Here is a 17504-nt window from a genome sequence, read left to right as displayed (position 1 = left end):
GTCGTGGGTTCCGCCCGGCAGGCCCTACCAGGCGGTCCGCTGTTCATCGTTCGGCAGCAGGATCCACAGCGCCAGGTAGAGCAGGAACTGCGGTCCCGGCAGCAGACAGGAGACCACGAAGATCAGCCGCATGGTGTTGGGACGCATACCGGTGCGGCGTGCCAGTCCGGAACACACACCGGCGATCATCCGGTCTTCGCGCGGGCGGGCAAGTGCGGGCATGGCGGGCTCCTTCACTTCGGTACGTCGCATGCTGTCGGGTTTCCACGCTAGTCGGGAGTCACACCCGGCGGCGTCGGACTACGGGGCCATTCCGACCCTGGCCGCCCTCGGGGTCGGACCCTGCCCCGTCTCCTCCCGGCGGGGGAGCGCGTCCTGCTCCCGGGCGCCGTAGGGCGAGGGCGAGGGCGGTGCCGCGTTCCGGCGCAGCCGCGCACGGAGCGGCGGGAAGACCAGCAGGCAGGCGAGGGCGACCCCGGTGGTGTTGAGCAGCACCGAGTCCACGTTCACGACGTGCCCGGGCACTCCCGACTGGAGCAGCACCTTGCCGGACGAGATCAGTGCGCCGAGGAAGACGGTACGTGCGCACGTACCCGGCAGCGACCGGTGCAGCCGCCCGGCCGCCAGTGGCAGCAGCACCCCGAGGGGTGCGAGCAGCAGCAGTTCGCCGCCCAGGCCGGCCAGCGCGTGGGCCAGGTCCGCCTCGCGGGCGAGATCCGCGCGGATGGTCGCGAAGGGCCGCAGATTCGCCGGCGCCACCCAGGGCACCGACAGCGGGCGCTGCGCCAGCCAGCCGAGGAGGAGCAGATGCGCGACCAGCAGGAGGATGCCCACGGCGCGGATACGGGAAGCGGAGGCGGCGGTACCGGAGCCATGGCCGGCATGCCCGGCACGGCCGGCTCTGCTGAAAGACTGCACGCCAGGAAAGACGCGACGACCCCGGCCCGCGGTTCCGGCCGTGTTCAGACGGGGGTCCCCGCGGTCGCGGCCGCCTCCGGCCGGGTGCGCAGCGCGGTCCCGCACTCGTACCGACGCAGCGGCTCGTCGGCTCCGGTCTCGTGCGCGGGGCCGCCGAGGGTCACGGACCGGTCCGTGCCGGAGGTGGCGGTGTCCGCGTACGTGCAGACGATCTGCGCGAGCGCGAACGACGGCAACTCGTCCAACGGCGTGCTCAGCCGCAGCGCGTCCCCCGGGTCCTCCCCGCGCGGTCCGTCGACCCGCAGTCCGCGTGGCACCGCCGTACGGAAGCCGGCCGACGACTCCTCGGCGTCCGGATCGGTCTGGAGCGCGACCAGCAGTTTGCGGGCCATGGGCAGCCGCTCCGCTTCGGAACCCCCGGGCACGCTGATGCGGCGCTCCACGGGGGACACGCGGGAGCCGCACGTGAGATAGACGCGGACGGGCAGGTTCCCGGTGCCGCCCTCATCGCCGGTCTCCCGGTCGCCGGGCAGCACGCAGCCCACCCGCGAGGGTGCGGGGCCGGCGTCCACGGGGACGGACGTGGAGCGGATGCCGCAGCCGGCCGCCAGCGCGCCGAGCAGGGCCACGCCCGCGAGTGCGCGTCTCATCGCTCGTTCCTCCTGTCGCCGTCGTCACCCGCACCGCGCCCGCTCCCGGCATCGCCGCCGACGCCGCTGTCGTTGCCGCCGCCCTCGGCACCGTCGCCCCGGTCGCCGCCATCGGCGACGTCCTGCGAGTCCCCGGTCTCGCGCGGCAGCCGGAGGGTGAAGACCGCGCCGCCCTCCGCTCCTCGGGCGTTACGGGCGGAGATGGAGCCGCCGTGGATGGGCGCGTTCTCCTGGGCGATGGACAGGCCCAGCCCGCTGCCCTCCGACCGCGGCCGGGACGCGCTGGCCTTGAAGAAGCGGTCGAAGACGTGCGGCAGCACGTCCGCCGGGATGCCGGGCCCCCGGTCGGCGACCTCGATCACCAGCTCACCGGCGCCCGAGGGCGAACGCTCCGTCCGTACCGACACCCGCACGGGCGAGCCCCCGTGCTTGAGCGCGTTGCCGATCAGGTTGGCGAGGATGACGTCGAGCCGCCGCGGGTCGAGACGCACCATCAGGCCACGGTCGGCGTCGAGTTCGACCGCGTCCAGCCAGGCCCGCGCGTCGATGCAGGCCGTGACCTGGTCCGCCACGTCGACGTCGTCGAGCACCAGTTTCGCCGTGCCGGCGTCGAAGCGGGTCACCTCCATCAGGTTCTCCACCAGGTCGTTCAGGCGCCGCGTCTCGCTGACCACCAGGGCCACGGCGGGCCCGATCATCGGGTCGAGGTTCTCCTGCTCCTCCTCCAGCACTTCGGTCACCGCGGAGATCGCGGTCATCGGCGTCCGCAGCTCGTGCGACATGTCGGCGACGAAGCGCCGCGAGGACTCCTCCCGCGCGCTCAGCTCGGCGACCCGGCTCTCCAGTGCCTCGGCGGTCCGGTTGAACGTACGGGACAGCTCGGCCAGTTCGTCCGTCCCCGTCACTTTCAGCCGGGTGTTCAGCTTTCCCTCGCCCAGCCGCCGGGCCGCGTCGCCCAGCCGCCGTACGGGCCGCAGCACGGTCGTCGCGGCGGCCTGCGCGAGCAGCATCGCGGCGACCAGGGCCAGCCCGGTGGCGATGCCCAGCGACCAGGCCAGCGAGTTGAGGTCGTCCAGCTCCGGCTGCAGCGACTTGCGCAGGTACCCGGAGGGTGTCGGCCCCTCGCCGGTCAGCTTCGCCCCGCCGACCAGGAAGGGCTCGCTGCCGTCCGCCGCGGTGGTGCGCTGCCAGTAGAGGTGGTACGGGGAGGAGTTGCCGTCACCGATCCGCCGTCGTTCGGCGACGGCGGCGCGCAGCCGTCCCGGTACGTCGCCCATCGAGAAGGCGTCCTGGTCCGAGGCGGCCGTGCACGGGGCGCCGGTCGCGTCCTCGCCGGTGAGCAGCACCTCGTAGTTCTGCGTGGTGCCGGCCATCTGCTCAGCAGTGTCCCGCAGTTGGCGGCAGTCGTAGCGCCGGGGCAGGCTGCCCGCGTGATCCTCCATCGACTTGCGGAAGTCGTTGAGCGCGGCGTTCTGGGTGCGGGTCAGTACGGCGTCCCGGTTGAGCCAGTACGCGATGCCCGAGGCCGACACCGCGGCCGTCAGTGCCACCAGGGCGAAGACGACGACCAGCCGCAGCCGCAGCGTCGGCAGCACACCGGCGAACCAGCCGCGCACGCGGAGGGAGGGGCGCGGCGGGTCGGTCACTGAGGAGCGTCCAGCCGGTAACCCACCCCGCGCACCGTGCGGATCAGCGTCGGCGAGGACGGCACGTCCTCGACCTTCGCGCGCAGCCGCTGCACGCAGGCGTCGACCAGCCGCGAGTCACCGAGATAGTCGTGCTCCCACACCAGCCGCAGCAGCTGCTGCCGGGACAGCGCCTGTCCGGGCCGCCGGCTCAGCTCCAGCAGCAACCGCAGCTCCGTCGGCGTCAGTTGCAGGTCTTCGCCGCTCTTGGTCACGGTCATCGCCGAGCGGTCGATGACCAGGCTGCCGTAGGTCGCCGCGTCGTTGGACTCGCGCTCGCCGCGCCGCATCACCGCCCGGATACGGGCGTCCAGCACCCGGCCCTGCACGGGCTTGACGACGTAGTCGTCCGCACCGGACTCCAGGCCCACGACCACATCGATGTCGTCGCTGCGCGCGGTCAGCAGAATGATCGGCAGCTGGTCGGTGCGGCGGATGCGACGGCACACCTCGAAGCCGTCGATGCCCGGCAGCATCACGTCCAGCACGATCAGGTCCGGCCGCTGCTCGCGCAGCAGTTTGAGACCGTCCTCGCCGGACGCGGCCGTCACCACGCGATGGCCCTGACGGGTCAGCCCCATCTCCAGAGCGGTACGAACAGCGTCATCGTCCTCGATCAGCAACAGGAAAGGCACACGCGCCATTCTGTCCCATGCCCCCCTCGGACTTCGACCGCCCGTAGGCGTCGGCCCTCGCCGGTCCGCCCCGCACGCCGCGGGACACGCCCACCAGCACCCTTGTGACACCGCTGTGACAGTCGGGGGACCTCGCGATGAAACTGCCCGGGCAATGTATACGACATCAGCAAGCGACAGGTTGGCCCGAGGGGGGCGCGAGATGAACACACTGCACGCCAACACCATCAGCGCAGTTATTCAGACGCGTCTGCACACCCCGTCGGTTCCGGCGAACCGCGTCGCCGACAAGTCCGCCGGGAGCGTACGGGGGTGCGCTCTGGGGGGCGGCGGACGGACACGTCCATCGCACATCGCTGCGGTGGATGGCCTCCGGGGGGAGGCCGGCACGGGAGACGGTGCGTACAGGGAGGAGCGGGGGGAGCGGCACGGGAGCGCGTCGGAGGCGGAGTTCACCGCCTACGTACGTGAGCGTCGCGCCTCCCTGTACGCGACCGCCTACCACCTCACCGGAGACCGCTTCGAGGCCGAAGACCTGCTCCAGAGCGCGCTGTTCTCGACGTACCGCGCCTGGGACCGGATCAGCGACAAGGCGGCCGTCGGCGGTTACCTGCGCCGCACCATGACGAACCTGCACATCAGCGCGTGGCGGCGCCGCAAGCTGAACGAATACCCGACCGAGGAGCTGCCGGAGACCGGCTGTGACCAGGACGCGATGCGCGGCACGGAGCTGCGCACCGTGCTCTGGCAGGCACTCGCCCGGCTGCCCGAACAGCAGCGCACGATGCTCGTGCTGCGCTACTACGAGGGCCGTACGGACCCGGAGATCGCCGACATACTGGACATCAGTGTCGGCACCGTGAAGAGCAGCATCTGGCGCTCGCTGCGCCGGCTGCGCTACGACGAGGTGCTCAGCTTCGGCCGGGACCAGGACGAGTCCTTCGGCGAGCTGGTCGCCTGAGCCGCCGGTCCCGGGACCTGGGAGGTCCGGGGCACGGGGGCAGGGGAGAAGAACGGGGGACGGAAGAGCGGGCACGGAGGGCCGGGGGGTCTGTCCGTGCCCGCTCTCCCACTTGTGCGCGCCGGCCGGTGTCGCCGCGGCCCGGGCTCTCAGGCGCGCGTACGCGCCGAACAGGCGGCGCTCAACTGCCCTATCCGCCCCGCCGCTTCGTCCCGCGCACACGGGTATGCGCCCAGCTCCCGGTGCCGCGCCACGATCGCGCCCTCCGCCCGCAGCAGCCGCCAGCCGCGGCGCAGCAGGAAGGGCACCGACTTCCGTCCCTCGCGCACGTCACGCAGCAGGCGTCGCCGGAAGGTGGTGACGGGCCGGCCGCGCAGACAGATCGCGTCGGCGAGCAGGCCCAGTTCGCGGCAGCGGGCCACGATGTCGGCGGCGAAGATCCCCTCGGCGATGAAGAGCGGAGCGCCGTCGCCCAGCGTGAGCGTCTCCGTGCCGATGCGGGCACTCAGGGAGATGTCGTAGAGCGGCACGGTCGTACGGCCCTTCGCGCACAGCTCCCGCACCGCCGCCACCGCGGCGTCGGCATCCCACGAGTGCGCCGAGTCCCAGTCCACGCCGATGCCGTGCGGCAACTGCGGCAGCGTCGGGTCCCCGCCCTCCTTGTAGAAGTCGTCGAGCCGCATCACGGGCAGCCCGCTGCGCACGGCCAGCCGGGACTTGCCCGCCCCGGAGGGCCCGGTCAGCAGGATGACGCGGGGTGCGGGGGATATGTCGCTGGGGACGGTCACGAGACCCCATTCTCACCCATCCCCCGGCCTGCGTAACCGTCCGGGCGCGGCCGGGCTCAGCCCACGCGGCCCAGATGTATCACCACGATGGTGATCTCCGATTCGGAGATCGCATAGATGACGCGGTACCTGCCGATGTGTATGCGGCGAAGATCCGATGTGCCCAGCGCGACGCTGCCCGCTGGACGGGGATCGACTGCAAGGAGGTCCACGGAGGCATAAACCTGCCGTAGACCGTCGGGGTCGTCCTTGATGAAGCGGGTGGCGGCGTCGGTGGCCTCCGTCTCCCAGATGACCGGGTGGTTCACTCGCCCACCAGGCCGAGACGCTTGCCGACTTCCTCGTGCGAGAGGTACTCCGCCGTGCCGGCCGCCACCTTTGCCTGGTACCGGGCGACGGCCAGCTCGTCCTCGAGGTCCATGAGGTCCTGCGGGTTGATCAGAATGGCCGCCGTGTGCCCGTGATCGGTGATCGCGATGCGGTCATGGGAGTGTGCGGCCCGCCGGACCAGGGTGCCGAACTGGGCTCGGGCTTCGGTCATGGGGTAGGAGACGTCGTCACTCATGACGAGAAGTGTACAGTTGTCGCTCCTTCTGGGCAGTGGATCCATCCCTGCCGTCGGGCCGGATGCCGGCAGCTGGAAGGGGTGCCCCCTCGCTGGGTGCCGATGGGTTGACGGGATTCTCGCCTGTGGGCGCGCGAGGTATTACTGTGTGTCGCCGAACAGTTACCCAACGTCTGACAGGTGGAATCCGTGAACTCTCGCCCACGACACGCGCGTAGGAACGAAACCCGGCACACCGCACGGCTGCTGCTGCGCGCGGGCCTGATGGCCACTGCGGCAGGCGCCGTCGTTGGTGCGACGGGAGGATCCGCGGCGGCCGCGCCGGCCGCCGCGCCGAACCAGCTCGACACCCCGGTCACCACTGCCAACTCGACCGCACTGGACAAGCCGGGCGGGCTCCCGGTCCACACGGTGACGGGAGGGCTGACCGGCGGCGCGGGCAAGGCCACCGGGCCCGTGAAGAGCCTCCGGGGCAACCCGATGGCCGGCAGTCGGTTCAACCCCGCCGACAACGCGGTGGGCACCCAGATCTCCGACCTCGAGCCGGTCGACACGGCTATGGCCACCGGGCCGCTGGCCAAGGGGCAGCCGGTGGGCGAACTCCCGGTCGCCGGCCAGGCGTCGAACCTGCTGCCCGGCTGAGGCCCCTCCGCATACGCCGGTCAGACGCCGACCGGGTGCCAGACCGTCTTCGTCTCCAGGAAGGCGAGCAGCCTGCCGGTGCCCGGGTCTGCGGACCAGTCCGGGTCCGCGGGGCCCGGGCGCAGCACTCGTTTGAGGTTGTCCGCCGCGGCGGTCTCCAGCTCCCGGGCCAGCTCCGTGTCCGCCGCCGCGCCCGCGAGGTCGATCGCGTTCACGTCCTGGTGGGCGGCGAGCGGGGCGGCGACCTCGTGCGTACGGCCGGAGAGGACGTTGACGACGCCACCCGGCACGTCGGAGGTGGCCAGCACCTCCGACAGCGAGAGCGCGGGGAGCGGCGCCCGCTCCGCGGGGACCAGCACCGCGGTGTTGCCCGTGACGATGACGGGGGCGAGCACCGAGACCAGGCCCAGGAAGGACGACTCCTGCGGCGCCAGTACGGCGACGACACCGGTCGGCTCGGGGGTGGAGAGGTTGAAGAAGGGGCCGGCGACGGGGTTGGCGCCGCCCGCCACCTGGGCCACCTTGTCGGACCAGCCCGCGTACCAGACCCAGCGGTCGATCGCGGCGTCGACCTGGGCGCTCGCGGCCGCCCCCGACACGCCCTCCGCGGCGGCCACTTCGGCCGCGAACTGCTCGCGGCGGCCCTCCAGCATCTCCGCGACGCGGTAGAGGACCTGGCCCCGGTTGTACGCGGTGGCGCCGGACCAGCCGCCGAACGCCTTGCGCGCGGCGACGACCGCGTCCCGTGCGTCCTTGCGTGACGACTGCGGCGCGTTGGCCAGCCAGTTGCCCTGGGAGTCGGTCACCTCGTACACCCGTCCGCTCTCGCTGCGCGGGAACTTGCCACCGATGAAGAGCTTGTACGTCTTCAGGACGTCGATCCGCGCCGGCGTACGCGGAGTACGCGACGCCGCCGGCTTCGCCGCCTTGGACGGCTTCGCCGACTTGGCCGACTCGGCCGTATTGGCCGTCTTATCGGACATCGAGGTAGGCCTCCAGACCGTGGCGGCCGCCCTCGCGGCCGAAGCCCGACTCCTGATAGCCGCCGAAGGGCGAGGTCGGGTCGAATTTGTTGAAGGTGTTGGCCCAGACGACGCCCGCCCGCAGCTGGTTCGCCATCGACAGGATGCGCGAGCCCTTCTCCGTCCAGATGCCCGCCGAGAGCCCGTAGGGCGTGTTGTTGGCCTTCGCCACGGCCTCGTCCGGGGTACGGAAGGTCAGTACGGACAGGACCGGCCCGAAGATCTCCTCGCGGGCGATCCGGTGTGCCTGGCTGACGTTGGTGAAGAGCGTCGGCGCGAACCAGTAGCCGCTGTCCGGCAACGCACAGGGCGCCGACCAGCGTTCGGCTCCCTCCGCTTCGCCGGAGTCCGCCAGGGCGGTGATACGGGCCAGCTGTTCGGCGGAGTTGATGGCGCCGACGTCGGTGTTCTTGTCGAGCGGATCGCCGACGCGCAGCGTGGCCAGGCGCCGCTTGAGCGCGTCCAGCAGCTCCTCCTGCACCGACTCCTGCACCAGCAGCCGCGAGCCGGCGCAGCAGACCTGGCCCTGGTTGAAGTAGATGCCGTTGACGATGCCCTCGACGGCCTGGTCGACGGGGGCGTCGTCGAAGACGATGTTGGCGCCCTTGCCGCCCAGTTCGAGGGTGAGCTTCTTGTGTGTACCGGCGACCGTACGGGCGATCGCCTTGCCGACGGCCGTGGAACCGGTGAAGGCCACCTTGTCGACGCCGGGGTGTGCGACCAGTTCGGCACCGGCCGTGCCGTCGCCGGTCAGGATGTTGACGACGCCCTTGGGCAGGCCGGCCTGGCGGCAGACGTCGGCGAAGAAGAGGGCGGAGAGCGGGGTCGTCTCGGCCGGCTTGAGCACCACGGTGTTGCCGGTGGCCAGGGCGGGAGCGATCTTCCAGGCGAGCATCAGCAGCGGGAAGTTCCAGGGGATGACCTGCGCGGCGACGCCGAGCGGCCGGGGCTCCCGTCCGCTCGTGCCTTTTGTCGTGCTCCGCCCGAACCCGGCGTGCTCGAGTTTGTCCGCCCACCCCGCGTAGTAGAAGAAGTGCGCGGCGACGAGCGGCAGGTCGGCGTCGCGGGTCTCCCGGATCGGCTTGCCGTTGTCCAGCGTCTCCAGCACGGCCAGTTCACGGGAGCGTTCCTGGATGACGCGGGCGATGCGGAAGAGGTACTTCGCGCGCTCGGCGCCGGGCAGCGCGGACCAGCCGGTGAAGGCCGTACGGGCGGCGCGTACCGCCGACTCGACGTCCTCGGTGCCCGCCTGGGCGACCTCGGAGAGCACTTCCTCGGTCGCGGGCGAGACGGTCTTGAAGACCTTGCCCGCCGCGGCCTCGCGAAACTCGCCGTCGATGAACAGCCCGTAGGAGGGGGCGATGTCGACGATCGCCCGGGACTCGGGGGCGGGGGCGTACGCGAAAATCTCGTCTGTCATAGGTGCTCAGTCCACCGTCACGTAGTCGGGACCGGAGTAGCGCCCGGTGCTCAGCTTCTGGCGCTGCATCAGCAGATCGTTGAGGAGACTGGAGGCGCCGAACCGGAACCAGTCGGGGCTCAGCCAGTCGGAGCCCACCGTCTCGTTCACCACGACCAGATACCGGATGGCGTCCTTCGCGGTACGGATGCCGCCCGCGGGCTTCACCCCGATCTGGGTGCCCGTCGCGGCGCGGAAGTCCCGTACGGCCTCCAGCATCAGCAGCGTGCCCGGCAGCGTGGCGTTGACCGCGACCTTGCCGGTCGAGGTCTTGATGAAGTCGGCGCCGGCGAGCATCGCCAGCCAGGAGGCGCGGCGGATGTTGTCGTACGTCGACAGCTCGCCGTTCTCGAAGATCACCTTCAGGTGGGCGGGCTCTCCCTGCGGTCGTGCGCAGGCCTCCTTCACGGCCTGGATCTCCTCGAAGACCTTGCCGTAGCGGCCCGCGAGGAAGGCGCCGCGGTCGATCACCATGTCGATCTCGTCGGCGCCGGCGGCGACGGCCTCACGGGTGTCGGCCAGTTTGACGGAGAGCGCCGCCCGGCCGGAGGGGAAGGCGGTCGCGACGGAGGCGACCTTGATCCCGGCACCGCCGCCCGCGGCCAGCGCCTGCTTGGCGGTGGCCGCCATGTCGGAGTAGACACAGATCGCGGCGACCTGCGGGCTGGTGCGGTCGGTCGGGTCGGGGTTGGCGCCCTTGGCGCACAGCGACCGCACCTTGCCGGGGGTGTCGGCGCCCTCGAGGGTGGTCAGGTCGATCATCGAGATGGCCAGGTCGATGGCGTACGCCTTCGCCGTGGTCTTGATCGAGCGGGTGCCGAGGGTCGCGGCGCGGGCTTCGAGCCCGACCGCGTCGACACCCGGCAGGCCATGCAGGTAGCGGCGCAGCGAGGCGTCGGACGCGGTCACGTCCGCCAGGGCGGCAGCAGCGGGAGACGCAGAAGACACAGTCACAAGGGGAGCATATCTACACGCGTAGCATCGTGGGTAGGGGTGGCCCCCTGATCCTGGGGCGGAGCCGGTCGGTGGAGCGCGGATCGATGCCGGACCGCAACGTCCGTCATCCGGACGGTCCGGCAGAATCGCCCCCATGAGTAGCGAGTCCCGACCCGAGCCCGAGCCTGAGCGCGCACCCGAACCCGAGTCCCGTCCGGAGTCCGGGGCGGGCTCCGGGGCCGACCCCGCGCCACCCGTGTACGCCGACCGCTGCTACCGCTCGGCGGCCGCCATGGGGGGCGGCGTCCTGCTGCTCCTGCTCGCCGCCTGGCTCGGCGGCGAGGCGCTGCTCAACGGCACGGCCCGCACCCGCTGGCTGGCCCTTTCCGGCCTCGTCTGCTTCGTCCCGCTGGTGGTCGCCTACACGCTCCGGCCCGCCGTCTACGCGAGCGACCGGCGGCTGCGCGTACGCAATCCCTTCCGCACCATCACCGTCCCCTGGGGCACGGTGGAAGGCCTGCGGGCGGGCTACTCCAGCGAAGTCATCGCCGACGGCACCAAGTACCAGCTGTGGTCGATCCCCGTCTCCCTGCGCGCGCGTAAGCGGGCCTCCCGGCAGACGGAACGCGCCGCCCGGGGCGGCGGGGGCCCGGCCCGGGGCGGCGGCTTCCTCGGTTTCGGCGGAGTTCCGGTGGTGCCGGAGCCGGACGACGCCGCCGAGCGGCGCGCACCGTCCGACCAGGCGATCGACGAACTGCGCGCGCTCGCGACGGACAACGGCGAAAAGCCGTCCGCGCAGGGCGAGGTGGCGGTCCGCTGGGCCTACGAGATCGCCGCCCCGGCCCTCGTCGGCGCCATCGCCCTGACGATCCTGTTCGTGAGCGGCTGACCGGAGTCACCGGCGCTGTTCCTTCTGAGGGAACGAGAAGGTTTTCCGCGTTCAGACAGCGACGACATCCACGCCTGACTCCAGCCCTTTGAAGTCGTCCGCGTTCCGTGTGTAGAGGGGGAGACCTTGCGCAGCTGCTGTCGCTGCGACCATGAGGTCCATCCGCCGGGGGCGGGGATCGCGGTTCGCCTTCAGGGTGAGCGCTACCAGAGTGCCGAATCTGCGCGCGGCCTCCCGATCGAATGGAACCGACGCGAATTCAGCCTCTGCATCCGCGAGGCGCTGTGCCCGGGCCAGTATGACGACAGGATCTTTGGCCATCGCCACGCCTTGAGCGAGCTCAGCGAGGACAACGGACGGGAGAGCCGCCTCCACCGGCAGCGAAGACTGGTTGATGTCCGGTAGGTCGATTACCACACAGGTGTCGAGCAGTCCGCGCTCGTGTCGCTCGATCATCGGTGCTCGCCCTCGTCGCCGTCGGTCACCCGGTCCTCGTCGCCGTAGAACTCGTCGGCCTCAGCGCGAAGTTGCGCGCTGTCGACCCGCGGAGCATTGCGCCACTTTCGCTGAAGCTCGTCGACTGGGACGAACCGGCGACGAGGGGTGATCGGCCGGACTTCCGCGATCTCCGTACCGTTTCGCGTGATGTGGTAAACGGCCCCGGCCTCGACATCGTCGAGCACGGCCTTGGAACGAGCTGCCAGCTCCCGTTGGGTGATGGTCTTCATGGAGCCACTGTAATACAACGCATTACGGTGTGCCACGTCGAGTGTGTCACGGCCGAATGGTGTCGGGTGTCTGCGGGCCATGCTCGGGACGCGGGCCGCGACGGGTGACCGTCCTGTCGACGCGCTGAGCGGCTGCGACAGAATGCAGGCATGTCCGAGATCCACACTCCCCGCCTCACCCTCCGCCACTTCGATGACGACGACGTCGCACAGATGGCGGAGATCAACGCCGACCCCCAGGTCATGCGCTGGGTCGGCGACGGCTCGGTCGGGGACCTCGAGCAGACCGTCGAGGCCATGGAGCGCTGGGAGGAGGAGTGGGACGAGGAGGGCTTCGGCCTTTTCGCCGTCGAGCTGCGCGGCTCGGGCGAACTGGCCGGTTTCACCGGCCTGTCCGTGCCCACCTTCCTGCCGGAGGTGCTGCCCGCGGTGGAGATCGGCTGGCGGCTCGGTCGCCAGTTCTGGGGTCAGGGTTACGCGTCCGAAGCGGCCCACGCCGCGATGGAGTTCGCCCTCCAGGACCGCGGCCTGGACCGCCTCATCAGCATCAGCCGGGTGGGCAACGAAGCCTCCGAGAACGTGATGCGCAAGCTCGGCATGACGCTGGAGCGCGAAACGACGCACCCGGAGTACGGGTTTCCGCTGCGTGTCCACGCGATCGACCTCACGGAATTCGAGGCGTGAGAATCTTGCCGCGCTCTCTTCAAGTCCCGCTGCGTGAGGGTCCGCACAGCTGAGCGTGCGGGTCGTGACAGGGCGCCCCGCGCACACTCACACGAGTGAAATCGCGACTCCCGCACCCTGACAGGCGAACCGATTCTCTCATCGGCTGATCAGCCGGATTCGGGTAACGGGGAGAGAAACGCATATCGTCATGAGAAATCGTGATCTCTTGTCCGGGGGTCCTTTCGTGAGGAATCTGGTGGGCGTCGCTCGTCTTCGGGTGACCGGCCGCCCAGGCCGAACGAGGGAAAGAGAAAGCGAGAAACACAGAGTGAAGATCCGTAAATCTCTGGCCATGCTGGGAGCGAGCGTCACGCTCGCGCTCGGCTTCGGCGGGGTCATGGCGCCTGCGGCCCACGCGGCCACCCCGACGTGGAACGACGCCGGCTACACGCAGACCGACCTCCGTACCGGTGCCGCCGAGACCGGGGCCGCCGTGGAATCCACCGGCGGCACAGCCGTGCAGCCGCCGATGTCCGCGGCGTCGCTGCACTGCTGGGACCCCTACCGCTCGGGTCGGGTGTTCGCGCTCTCCTGCTCGGGGGCTCGCTACTACATCTTCGCCGACTGCTCGAACAACCGTCGCTACGCGGTCGGTCCGCTGTCCGGAGCCAAGCGCGTGGCCATCAGGTGCCCGTACGGCACGTACGCCGTGCGCGGCGGTGCGTACGGCTACTGAGGCATGATCCGGGCCCGCTGAGGACGTCAGGCCTGCGTGCCACGTTCTCAGCGAGCCTGCGGCCAAGCGAACACGCAGTGGGCGCTCGATATCGTGCGCCCACTGCATAAAGGCAGGTCAGGGCGATGCTTCGTAGCGGCTTGCCAGCGTCGCCACGGTCCGGGCGACGGCCTGGCGCAGCTCGGGCGGGGCGAGTACGTCGGCCTCGGCGCCCAGCCGGAGCAGGTCGCCGACGGCGACGGCTTGCGTCTCCACGGGTAGCTCCACCTCCACCCAGCCTTCGCCATCCGGCGGCGCCGCTCCCTCAAGGGCCCGGGTGCCGACCGCGCCGAACTGCATGGGAAGAATTTCTGGGAGGGGGAGAGGCGAAGCCGCGCCGTTCCCTTGTACAGCGCGGCCTCAAGGTACGGAACCGGGTCGGCATCCCGGAACCAGGCCGGTGCGTCCAGGTGGAACCGGTCCTGGACGCGCCGGGTCCGCTCGGCGAGTTCGGCGGGCAGCGCGGCCCGCAGCTTCAGCTGGGCGGTGGCCAGCACTGCGCCGCCAACCCGCACGGGTTGACCGGGGCGATCATCCCGGCGGCGAACGCGAGGGCGAGCAGGCCGTTCACTTCGCTCCCGCCTTCTTGAGGGCAGTCTGGGTCTGGTCGCGGCCGGGGTCGGTGGCCCGGCAGGTGACCTTGCCGGCCGGGTCGACGACGATCAGGGTGGACAGCGCGGCGACCTTGTACCGCTGGGAGAGCGCGGCGCCTTCATCGATGGCCGCGGGTAGTTCGGGGGCCTTGATGTAGGTGAGGAACTACCGGATCGTCTGCGGCGATTCGCTGGGGTCCATGTCCACGGCGAGGGCAAGGACGGTACGGCGGGGCAGGGATGTCGTCATGGGCGGTACGGGCCTTCCTGGTCGGCCGGGGTGTGCGGGCGGTCCCGGTCGGCGGGGTTCTTGGCAGGTCCGGTGGGCGGGCAGCAGGCATCGCGGCCGGATCGGCGGCGACGGACAATCGCGGTGCTCGCGGCGGCCACCAGTACGACGGCAGCGGCGATCAGCCAGGGGTTGCCCAGGACTCCGCCGATTCCGGCGAGCGCACCACCGGCGATCAGGGCGGGCAGGGCGCAGCAGGCGATCATCAGCAGGGCAACGCCGGTTCCGGCCGCGGCTGTACCGGCGCCGGAGGACTCTTTGTTGCGGCCGGGGGGCCGGTGGGTGGCAGGCATGGCGAACTCTCCTTGCGGCTCAGTCCTGGCTGTCGGGGATGCGGGTGCAGCAGGTCAGAGCGGTGGCGTTGTCCGCGGCCAGCGAGCGGGCCAGCACGACCAGGTCCGCCACCCGCGGGTCGCCGACGGAGTAGCGCAGCTTCTTGCCGTCCCGGCGGGCGGTCACATAGCCGCAGTCCACGAGGCAGGACAGGTGGACGGAGGCCCGGGGCTGGGAGATTCCCGCGTGCTCGACGCACTCGGCGGAGGTGCGCTCGCCGCGCAGGATGAACTCCAGCAGCTTCAGCCGGGTGGGGTCCGCCAGGGCGCGGAAAAACTTCGCGACCGTGTCCAGATGGGTGCACGGGATGTCGTCGGCGGCCGAGGCCGACGAGATGGGGGTGTCAAGGCGTTGGGGCATACGGATGGCCTCCACAACTGGAACTATTCGCCTGCCCACATAGTATGGTGACAGTGAGCTATTCGGCAAGGCGCATAGCAGCTGGTCCAGAATTCTGGGCTCCGTACGAGGAGGCAGCACCGTGACCACAACGGAATCCGGCTTCGACCTGGCGGTCATCGGCTCCGGTTCGGCGGCGTTCGCCGCCGCCATCGCCGCCACCAACCAGGGCAGGCGGGTGGTGATGGTCGAGCGCGGCACCACCGGCGGTACCTGTGTGAACGTGGGCTGCGTGCCCTCCAAGGCGCTGCTGGCCGCCGCCGACGCCCGCCACACCGCCGCCACGGCGGGGCGCTTCCCCGGCCTGGCCCCGGCCGAACTGCCCGTCGGCCTCCCGGCGCTGATCGGCGGCAAGGACGCCCTGGTGGAGCAGCTGCGGGCGGAGAAGTACACCGGCCTCGCGGACGACTACGGCTGGGAGATCGTGCACGGCGCCGCCGCGTTCGCCGGGTCCACCGAGGCCCCGGTGCTTCAGGTGGCGCTGAACGACGGCGGCACCCGCCGGATCGAGGCTGGCCAGTACCTGATCGCGACCGGCTCCGCCCCCTGGGAGCCGCCGGTACCCGGGCTGGCCGAGGCGGGATTCCTGACGTCCACCACGGCGATGGAACTCGACGTGCTGCCGGCGTCGATGGTGGTGGTGGGCGGGAACGCGGTCGGCCTGGAGCAGGCCCAACTGTTCGCCCGCCTCGGCACCCAAGTGACCGTCATCGAGGCACTGGACCGGCTCGCCCCGTTCGAGGAGCCCGAGGTCTCCGCCGTGATCGAGGAGGTCTTCGCCGGTGAGCGCATCGCCGTGCACACCGCCACCACCCTCACCGCCGTGCGGCGAGACGGCAGCGGCTACACCCTCACCGCCGCCCGAGCCGGTCAGCTGGTCGAGCTGCGCGCCGAGCAGTTGCTGATCGCGACCGGCCGCCGCCCGGTCACCGCCGGCTTGGGCCTGGAGGCGGTCGGGGTGAAGACCGGGCCCCGCGGCGAGGTCGTCGTGGACGACTACCTGCGCACCACCAACGAGCGAATCTGGGCCGCCGGTGACGTCGCCGGAGGTCCGCAGCTCGTGTACGTCGCCGCCGCCCAGGGCACGCTGGTCTCCGACAACGCGCTCGGCGGGACGGAACGGACCCTGGACTACGCCGCGCTGCCGCGCGTGACGTTCACCAGCCCGGCCATCGCGTCGGCCGGGATGACCGATGCCCAGGCCGCCGAGGCCGGGCTGCCCTGCGACTGCCGGGTGCTGCCCCTGGAGTACGTGCCGCGGGCGCTGGCCAACCGCGACACCCGCGGCCTGGTCAAGCTCGTCACCGACGCCCGCACCGGCCGCGTGCTCGGCGTCCACGTGATCGCCGACGCCGCGGGCGAGATCATCACCGCCGCCACCTACACCCTCACCGCCGCCATGACCGTCGACCAGCTCGCCCACACCTGGGCCCCGTACCTGACCATGGCCGAAGCCCTCAAGCTCGCCGCCCAGACCTTCACCTCGGACGTCGCCAAGCTCTCCTGCTGCGCCGGCTGACCCACCACCCCCAAGGCAAGGAACACCGATCGTGGAGACTACGGCTCAGCAGCTCGCCGCCCGCCTGACCGCCGCGTTCAACGGCGGCGGCGCCGCCAGCGCCCGCCCCTGGCTGTGGCGCCCGCTCCTCCAACTCCTGGCCACCGGCCGGCCGGTCACCATCGACCAGCTCGCCACGGCCACCGGCCACACCACCGACCAGGTCCGCGAGGCACTCGCCGCCAATCCCGACACCGAATACGACCAGGACGGCCGCATCGTCGGCAGCGGCCTGACCCAGAACCCCACCCCGCACCGCTTCGAGACCGACGGCCAGCAGCTGCACACCTGGTGCGCGCTGGACACCCTGGTCTTCCCCGCCGTCCTCGGACAGAGCGCCCAGGTGAACTCCCCCTGCCACACCACCGGCACCCCCGTGCACGTGAGCGTCGAACCGGACCGGGTCACCCACGTCGAGCCCGCCACCGCCGTCGTCTCGATCGTCACCCCCGAAGCCCCGGCCTCCATCCGCTCCGCCTTCTGCAACCAGGTCCACTTCTTCGCCAGCGCCGACGCCGCGAAACCGTGGTTGGCCGAGCACCCCGGCGCCACCGTCCTGCCCGTCGCTGACGCCTACACGCTCGGCCGACCCCTCACCGCATCGCTCCTGACGGGCGACACCGCATCCGGCTGCTGCTGAAAAGCCGCCCCGGCGTTCCGCCGTCTCCACGGTGGGCAGCCCGGAGCGGGCGACCCCTCACCACAAAGGGAGGGAGGAAGACCATGGCGATGCACCGTTGCCGAGGACCTCGCGCTGGGCGCGGCCTCCGGCTACCTAGTAGGTCCTGGTCAGACGCCCGCCGCCGTGCCCAGGTCGGACTTCAACGCGGCCAGCACCGTCGCGGCGCGGGCGCGGGCGGTCGGCAGGGCCGCTCGGTCACCCACCGGGAGCACGACCTCCAGGTAGCACTTCAGCTTCGGCTCCGTGCCGCTCGGGCGCACCACCACGCGGGCCTTCTCCACGCCGGCTGCCGGGTCGCCGGACAGCTGGTAGCGCAGGCCGTCGGTGGGCG

At 71.3% G+C, this 17504-nt stretch carries 22 protein-coding genes and 2 pseudogenes; 7 read left to right on the top strand and 17 right to left on the bottom strand.

Translation table 11 applies throughout. From position 1 onward, the window contains the following. Nucleotides 1-24: 24 nt before the first annotated feature. The 5 genes from ACRDP3_RS19515 to afsQ1 all read right to left on the bottom strand — a co-directional run bounded on the left by ACRDP3_RS19515 (nucleotide 25) and on the right by afsQ1 (nucleotide 3888). Complete coding sequence (locus ACRDP3_RS19515; protein WP_431518252.1) at nucleotides 25-222, bottom strand: PspC domain-containing protein; 198 nt, start codon at nucleotides 220-222, stop codon at nucleotides 25-27. A 78-nt stretch (nucleotides 223-300) separates the two neighbouring features. Continuing rightward, nucleotides 301-918: a VanZ family protein gene (locus ACRDP3_RS19510; RefSeq protein WP_431518251.1), complete on the bottom strand. Its 618-nt coding sequence runs from the start codon at nucleotides 916-918 to the stop codon at nucleotides 301-303. Between the two features lie 44 nt (nucleotides 919-962). Beyond that, nucleotides 963-1568 carry a hypothetical protein gene (locus ACRDP3_RS19505; RefSeq protein WP_431518250.1) on the bottom strand — a complete coding sequence of 202 codons (606 nt, stop codon included), beginning with the start codon at nucleotides 1566-1568 and terminating at the stop codon, nucleotides 963-965. After that, on the bottom strand, nucleotides 1565-3313 hold the full coding sequence (locus tag ACRDP3_RS19500) for a sensor histidine kinase (RefSeq protein ID WP_431518254.1): 1749 nt from the start codon (nucleotides 3311-3313) through the stop codon (nucleotides 1565-1567). The genes ACRDP3_RS19505 and ACRDP3_RS19500 overlap by 4 nt, the downstream gene beginning before the upstream one ends. Then, complete coding sequence (afsQ1, locus tag ACRDP3_RS19495; RefSeq protein WP_431518249.1) at nucleotides 3211-3888, bottom strand: two-component system response regulator AfsQ1; 678 nt, start codon at nucleotides 3886-3888, stop codon at nucleotides 3211-3213. Before afsQ1 ends, ACRDP3_RS19500 begins: the two co-directional genes overlap by 103 nt. 202 nt (nucleotides 3889-4090) lie before the next feature. Between afsQ1 and ACRDP3_RS19490 the strand changes: the two genes are divergently transcribed. Further along, entirely contained in the window at nucleotides 4091-4849 is a 759-nt protein-coding gene (locus ACRDP3_RS19490; RefSeq protein ID WP_431518248.1) for a SigE family RNA polymerase sigma factor, read from the top strand. Nucleotides 4850-4998: 149 nt separating this feature from the next. Here the strand turns inward: ACRDP3_RS19490 and ACRDP3_RS19485 are convergent, their stop codons facing one another. Genes ACRDP3_RS19485 through ACRDP3_RS19475 form a run of 3 tightly spaced genes read right to left on the bottom strand, consistent with a single transcriptional unit; the run spans nucleotide 4999 to nucleotide 6202 of the window. Beyond that, complete coding sequence (locus ACRDP3_RS19485; RefSeq protein WP_431518247.1) at nucleotides 4999-5637, bottom strand: hypothetical protein; 639 nt, start codon at nucleotides 5635-5637, stop codon at nucleotides 4999-5001. Nucleotides 5638-5693: 56 nt separating this feature from the next. After that, on the bottom strand, nucleotides 5694-5945 hold the full coding sequence (locus tag ACRDP3_RS19480) for a type II toxin-antitoxin system RelE family toxin (RefSeq protein ID WP_431518246.1): 252 nt from the start codon (nucleotides 5943-5945) through the stop codon (nucleotides 5694-5696). After that, nucleotides 5942-6202, bottom strand: a complete 261-nt coding sequence (locus ACRDP3_RS19475; RefSeq protein ID WP_431518245.1) for a type II toxin-antitoxin system Phd/YefM family antitoxin — start codon at nucleotides 6200-6202, stop codon at nucleotides 5942-5944. The genes ACRDP3_RS19480 and ACRDP3_RS19475 overlap by 4 nt, the downstream gene beginning before the upstream one ends. A 189-nt stretch (nucleotides 6203-6391) precedes the next feature. Between ACRDP3_RS19475 and ACRDP3_RS19470 the strand changes: the two genes are divergently transcribed. Then, entirely contained in the window at nucleotides 6392-6844 is a 453-nt protein-coding gene (locus ACRDP3_RS19470; RefSeq protein WP_431518244.1) for a hypothetical protein, read from the top strand. 20 nt (nucleotides 6845-6864) lie between these two features. Here ACRDP3_RS19470 and ACRDP3_RS19465 read toward each other — a convergent pair whose 3' ends face one another. From ACRDP3_RS19465 to deoC, 3 genes are read right to left on the bottom strand one after another with little or no spacing between them, the layout of a single operon-like run. Next, nucleotides 6865-7827: an aldehyde dehydrogenase family protein gene (locus ACRDP3_RS19465; RefSeq protein WP_431518243.1), complete on the bottom strand. Its 963-nt coding sequence runs from the start codon at nucleotides 7825-7827 to the stop codon at nucleotides 6865-6867. Continuing rightward, nucleotides 7817-9286, bottom strand: a complete 1470-nt coding sequence (locus tag ACRDP3_RS19460) for an aldehyde dehydrogenase family protein (RefSeq protein WP_431518242.1) — start codon at nucleotides 9284-9286, stop codon at nucleotides 7817-7819. Before ACRDP3_RS19460 ends, ACRDP3_RS19465 begins: the two co-directional genes overlap by 11 nt. A 6-nt stretch (nucleotides 9287-9292) precedes the next feature. Further along, the gene (deoC, locus tag ACRDP3_RS19455; RefSeq protein WP_431518253.1) at nucleotides 9293-10243 is read right to left on the bottom strand and encodes a deoxyribose-phosphate aldolase; all 951 of its coding nucleotides are present in this window, start codon (nucleotides 10241-10243) and stop codon (nucleotides 9293-9295) included. Nucleotides 10244-10415: 172 nt separating this feature from the next. Between deoC and ACRDP3_RS19450 the strand changes: the two genes are divergently transcribed. Next, nucleotides 10416-11150, top strand: a complete 735-nt coding sequence (locus ACRDP3_RS19450) for a PH domain-containing protein (RefSeq protein ID WP_431518241.1) — start codon at nucleotides 10416-10418, stop codon at nucleotides 11148-11150. A 51-nt stretch (nucleotides 11151-11201) separates the two neighbouring features. Here ACRDP3_RS19450 and ACRDP3_RS19445 read toward each other — a convergent pair whose 3' ends face one another. Both ACRDP3_RS19445 and ACRDP3_RS19440 read right to left on the bottom strand, forming a co-directional pair. Then, nucleotides 11202-11606 carry a type II toxin-antitoxin system VapC family toxin gene (locus ACRDP3_RS19445; protein ID WP_431518240.1) on the bottom strand — a complete coding sequence of 135 codons (405 nt, stop codon included), beginning with the start codon at nucleotides 11604-11606 and terminating at the stop codon, nucleotides 11202-11204. Continuing rightward, nucleotides 11603-11878 (bottom strand): type II toxin-antitoxin system Phd/YefM family antitoxin, encoded by a 276-nt coding sequence (locus ACRDP3_RS19440; protein WP_431518239.1) that lies wholly within the window; start codon nucleotides 11876-11878, stop codon nucleotides 11603-11605. The genes ACRDP3_RS19445 and ACRDP3_RS19440 overlap by 4 nt, the downstream gene beginning before the upstream one ends. A 150-nt stretch (nucleotides 11879-12028) precedes the next feature. Between ACRDP3_RS19440 and ACRDP3_RS19435 the strand changes: the two genes are divergently transcribed. Together ACRDP3_RS19435 and ACRDP3_RS19430 are read left to right on the top strand one after the other, a co-directional pair. Further along, nucleotides 12029-12562 carry a GNAT family N-acetyltransferase gene (locus ACRDP3_RS19435; RefSeq protein WP_431518238.1) on the top strand — a complete coding sequence of 178 codons (534 nt, stop codon included), beginning with the start codon at nucleotides 12029-12031 and terminating at the stop codon, nucleotides 12560-12562. A 334-nt stretch (nucleotides 12563-12896) separates the two neighbouring features. Continuing rightward, nucleotides 12897-13280 carry a hypothetical protein gene (locus ACRDP3_RS19430; protein ID WP_431518237.1) on the top strand — a complete coding sequence of 128 codons (384 nt, stop codon included), beginning with the start codon at nucleotides 12897-12899 and terminating at the stop codon, nucleotides 13278-13280. Between the two features lie 117 nt (nucleotides 13281-13397). Here the strand turns inward: ACRDP3_RS19430 and ACRDP3_RS19425 are convergent. The 3 genes and pseudogenes from ACRDP3_RS19425 to ACRDP3_RS19415 form a co-directional block, all read right to left on the bottom strand. Next, nucleotides 13398-13866: pseudogene (locus ACRDP3_RS19425) on the bottom strand (WYL domain-containing protein); the annotation flags it as partial. Nucleotides 13867-14158: 292 nt separating this feature from the next. Continuing rightward, nucleotides 14159-14494, bottom strand: a complete 336-nt coding sequence (locus ACRDP3_RS19420) for a hypothetical protein (RefSeq protein WP_431518236.1) — start codon at nucleotides 14492-14494, stop codon at nucleotides 14159-14161. A gap of 19 nt (nucleotides 14495-14513) precedes the next feature. Beyond that, a complete protein-coding gene (locus ACRDP3_RS19415) occupies nucleotides 14514-14894 on the bottom strand; it encodes an ArsR/SmtB family transcription factor (RefSeq protein WP_431518235.1) in 381 nt (126 codons plus the stop codon). A gap of 121 nt (nucleotides 14895-15015) precedes the next feature. Between ACRDP3_RS19415 and merA the strand changes: the two genes are divergently transcribed. Together merA and merB are read left to right on the top strand one after the other, a co-directional pair. Continuing rightward, nucleotides 15016-16452, top strand: coding sequence for a mercury(II) reductase (gene merA / locus ACRDP3_RS19410; protein WP_431518234.1), 1437 nt, complete (start codon nucleotides 15016-15018; stop codon nucleotides 16450-16452). 31 nt (nucleotides 16453-16483) lie between these two features. Beyond that, nucleotides 16484-17131, top strand: a complete 648-nt coding sequence (gene merB, locus ACRDP3_RS19405) for an organomercurial lyase MerB (protein ID WP_431518233.1) — start codon at nucleotides 16484-16486, stop codon at nucleotides 17129-17131. A gap of 149 nt (nucleotides 17132-17280) precedes the next feature. On the opposite strand, the pseudogene ACRDP3_RS19400 reads toward merB, so the two are convergent. Further along, nucleotides 17281-17504, bottom strand: a pseudogene (locus tag ACRDP3_RS19400) (phospho-sugar mutase); the annotation flags it as partial.

The sequence above is a fragment of the Streptomyces sp. genome (genome assembly GCF_050698815.1).
In the GTDB taxonomy this organism is placed as follows: Bacteria; Actinomycetota; Actinomycetes; order Streptomycetales; family Streptomycetaceae; genus Streptomyces.
The sequence above is the reverse complement of the archived record's forward strand: the minus strand, read 5'-3'. Positions and strand labels throughout refer to the sequence as shown.

Coding starts and splice junctions, on each gene's coding strand:
- ACRDP3_RS19505 (WP_431518250.1), bottom strand. CDS start 1,568: ATGAGACGCGCACTCGCGGGCGTGGCCCTGCTCGGCGCGCTGGCGGCC.
- ACRDP3_RS19465 (WP_431518243.1), bottom strand. CDS start 7,827: ATGTCCGATAAGACGGCCAATACGGCCGAGTCGGCCAAGTCGGCGAAG.
- ACRDP3_RS19420 (WP_431518236.1), bottom strand. CDS start 14,494: ATGCCTGCCACCCACCGGCCCCCCGGCCGCAACAAAGAGTCCTCCGGC.
- ACRDP3_RS19490 (WP_431518248.1), top strand. CDS start 4,091: ATGAACACACTGCACGCCAACACCATCAGCGCAGTTATTCAGACGCGT.
- ACRDP3_RS19515 (WP_431518252.1), bottom strand. CDS start 222: ATGCCCGCACTTGCCCGCCCGCGCGAAGACCGGATGATCGCCGGTGTG.
- ACRDP3_RS19435 (WP_431518238.1), top strand. CDS start 12,029: ATGTCCGAGATCCACACTCCCCGCCTCACCCTCCGCCACTTCGATGAC.
- ACRDP3_RS19440 (WP_431518239.1), bottom strand. CDS start 11,878: ATGAAGACCATCACCCAACGGGAGCTGGCAGCTCGTTCCAAGGCCGTG.
- ACRDP3_RS19450 (WP_431518241.1), top strand. CDS start 10,416: ATGAGTAGCGAGTCCCGACCCGAGCCCGAGCCTGAGCGCGCACCCGAA.
- ACRDP3_RS19475 (WP_431518245.1), bottom strand. CDS start 6,202: ATGAGTGACGACGTCTCCTACCCCATGACCGAAGCCCGAGCCCAGTTC.
- ACRDP3_RS19415 (WP_431518235.1), bottom strand. CDS start 14,894: ATGCCCCAACGCCTTGACACCCCCATCTCGTCGGCCTCGGCCGCCGAC.
- ACRDP3_RS19430 (WP_431518237.1), top strand. CDS start 12,897: ATGCTGGGAGCGAGCGTCACGCTCGCGCTCGGCTTCGGCGGGGTCATG.
- ACRDP3_RS19460 (WP_431518242.1), bottom strand. CDS start 9,286: ATGACAGACGAGATTTTCGCGTACGCCCCCGCCCCCGAGTCCCGGGCG.
- ACRDP3_RS19445 (WP_431518240.1), bottom strand. CDS start 11,606: ATGATCGAGCGACACGAGCGCGGACTGCTCGACACCTGTGTGGTAATC.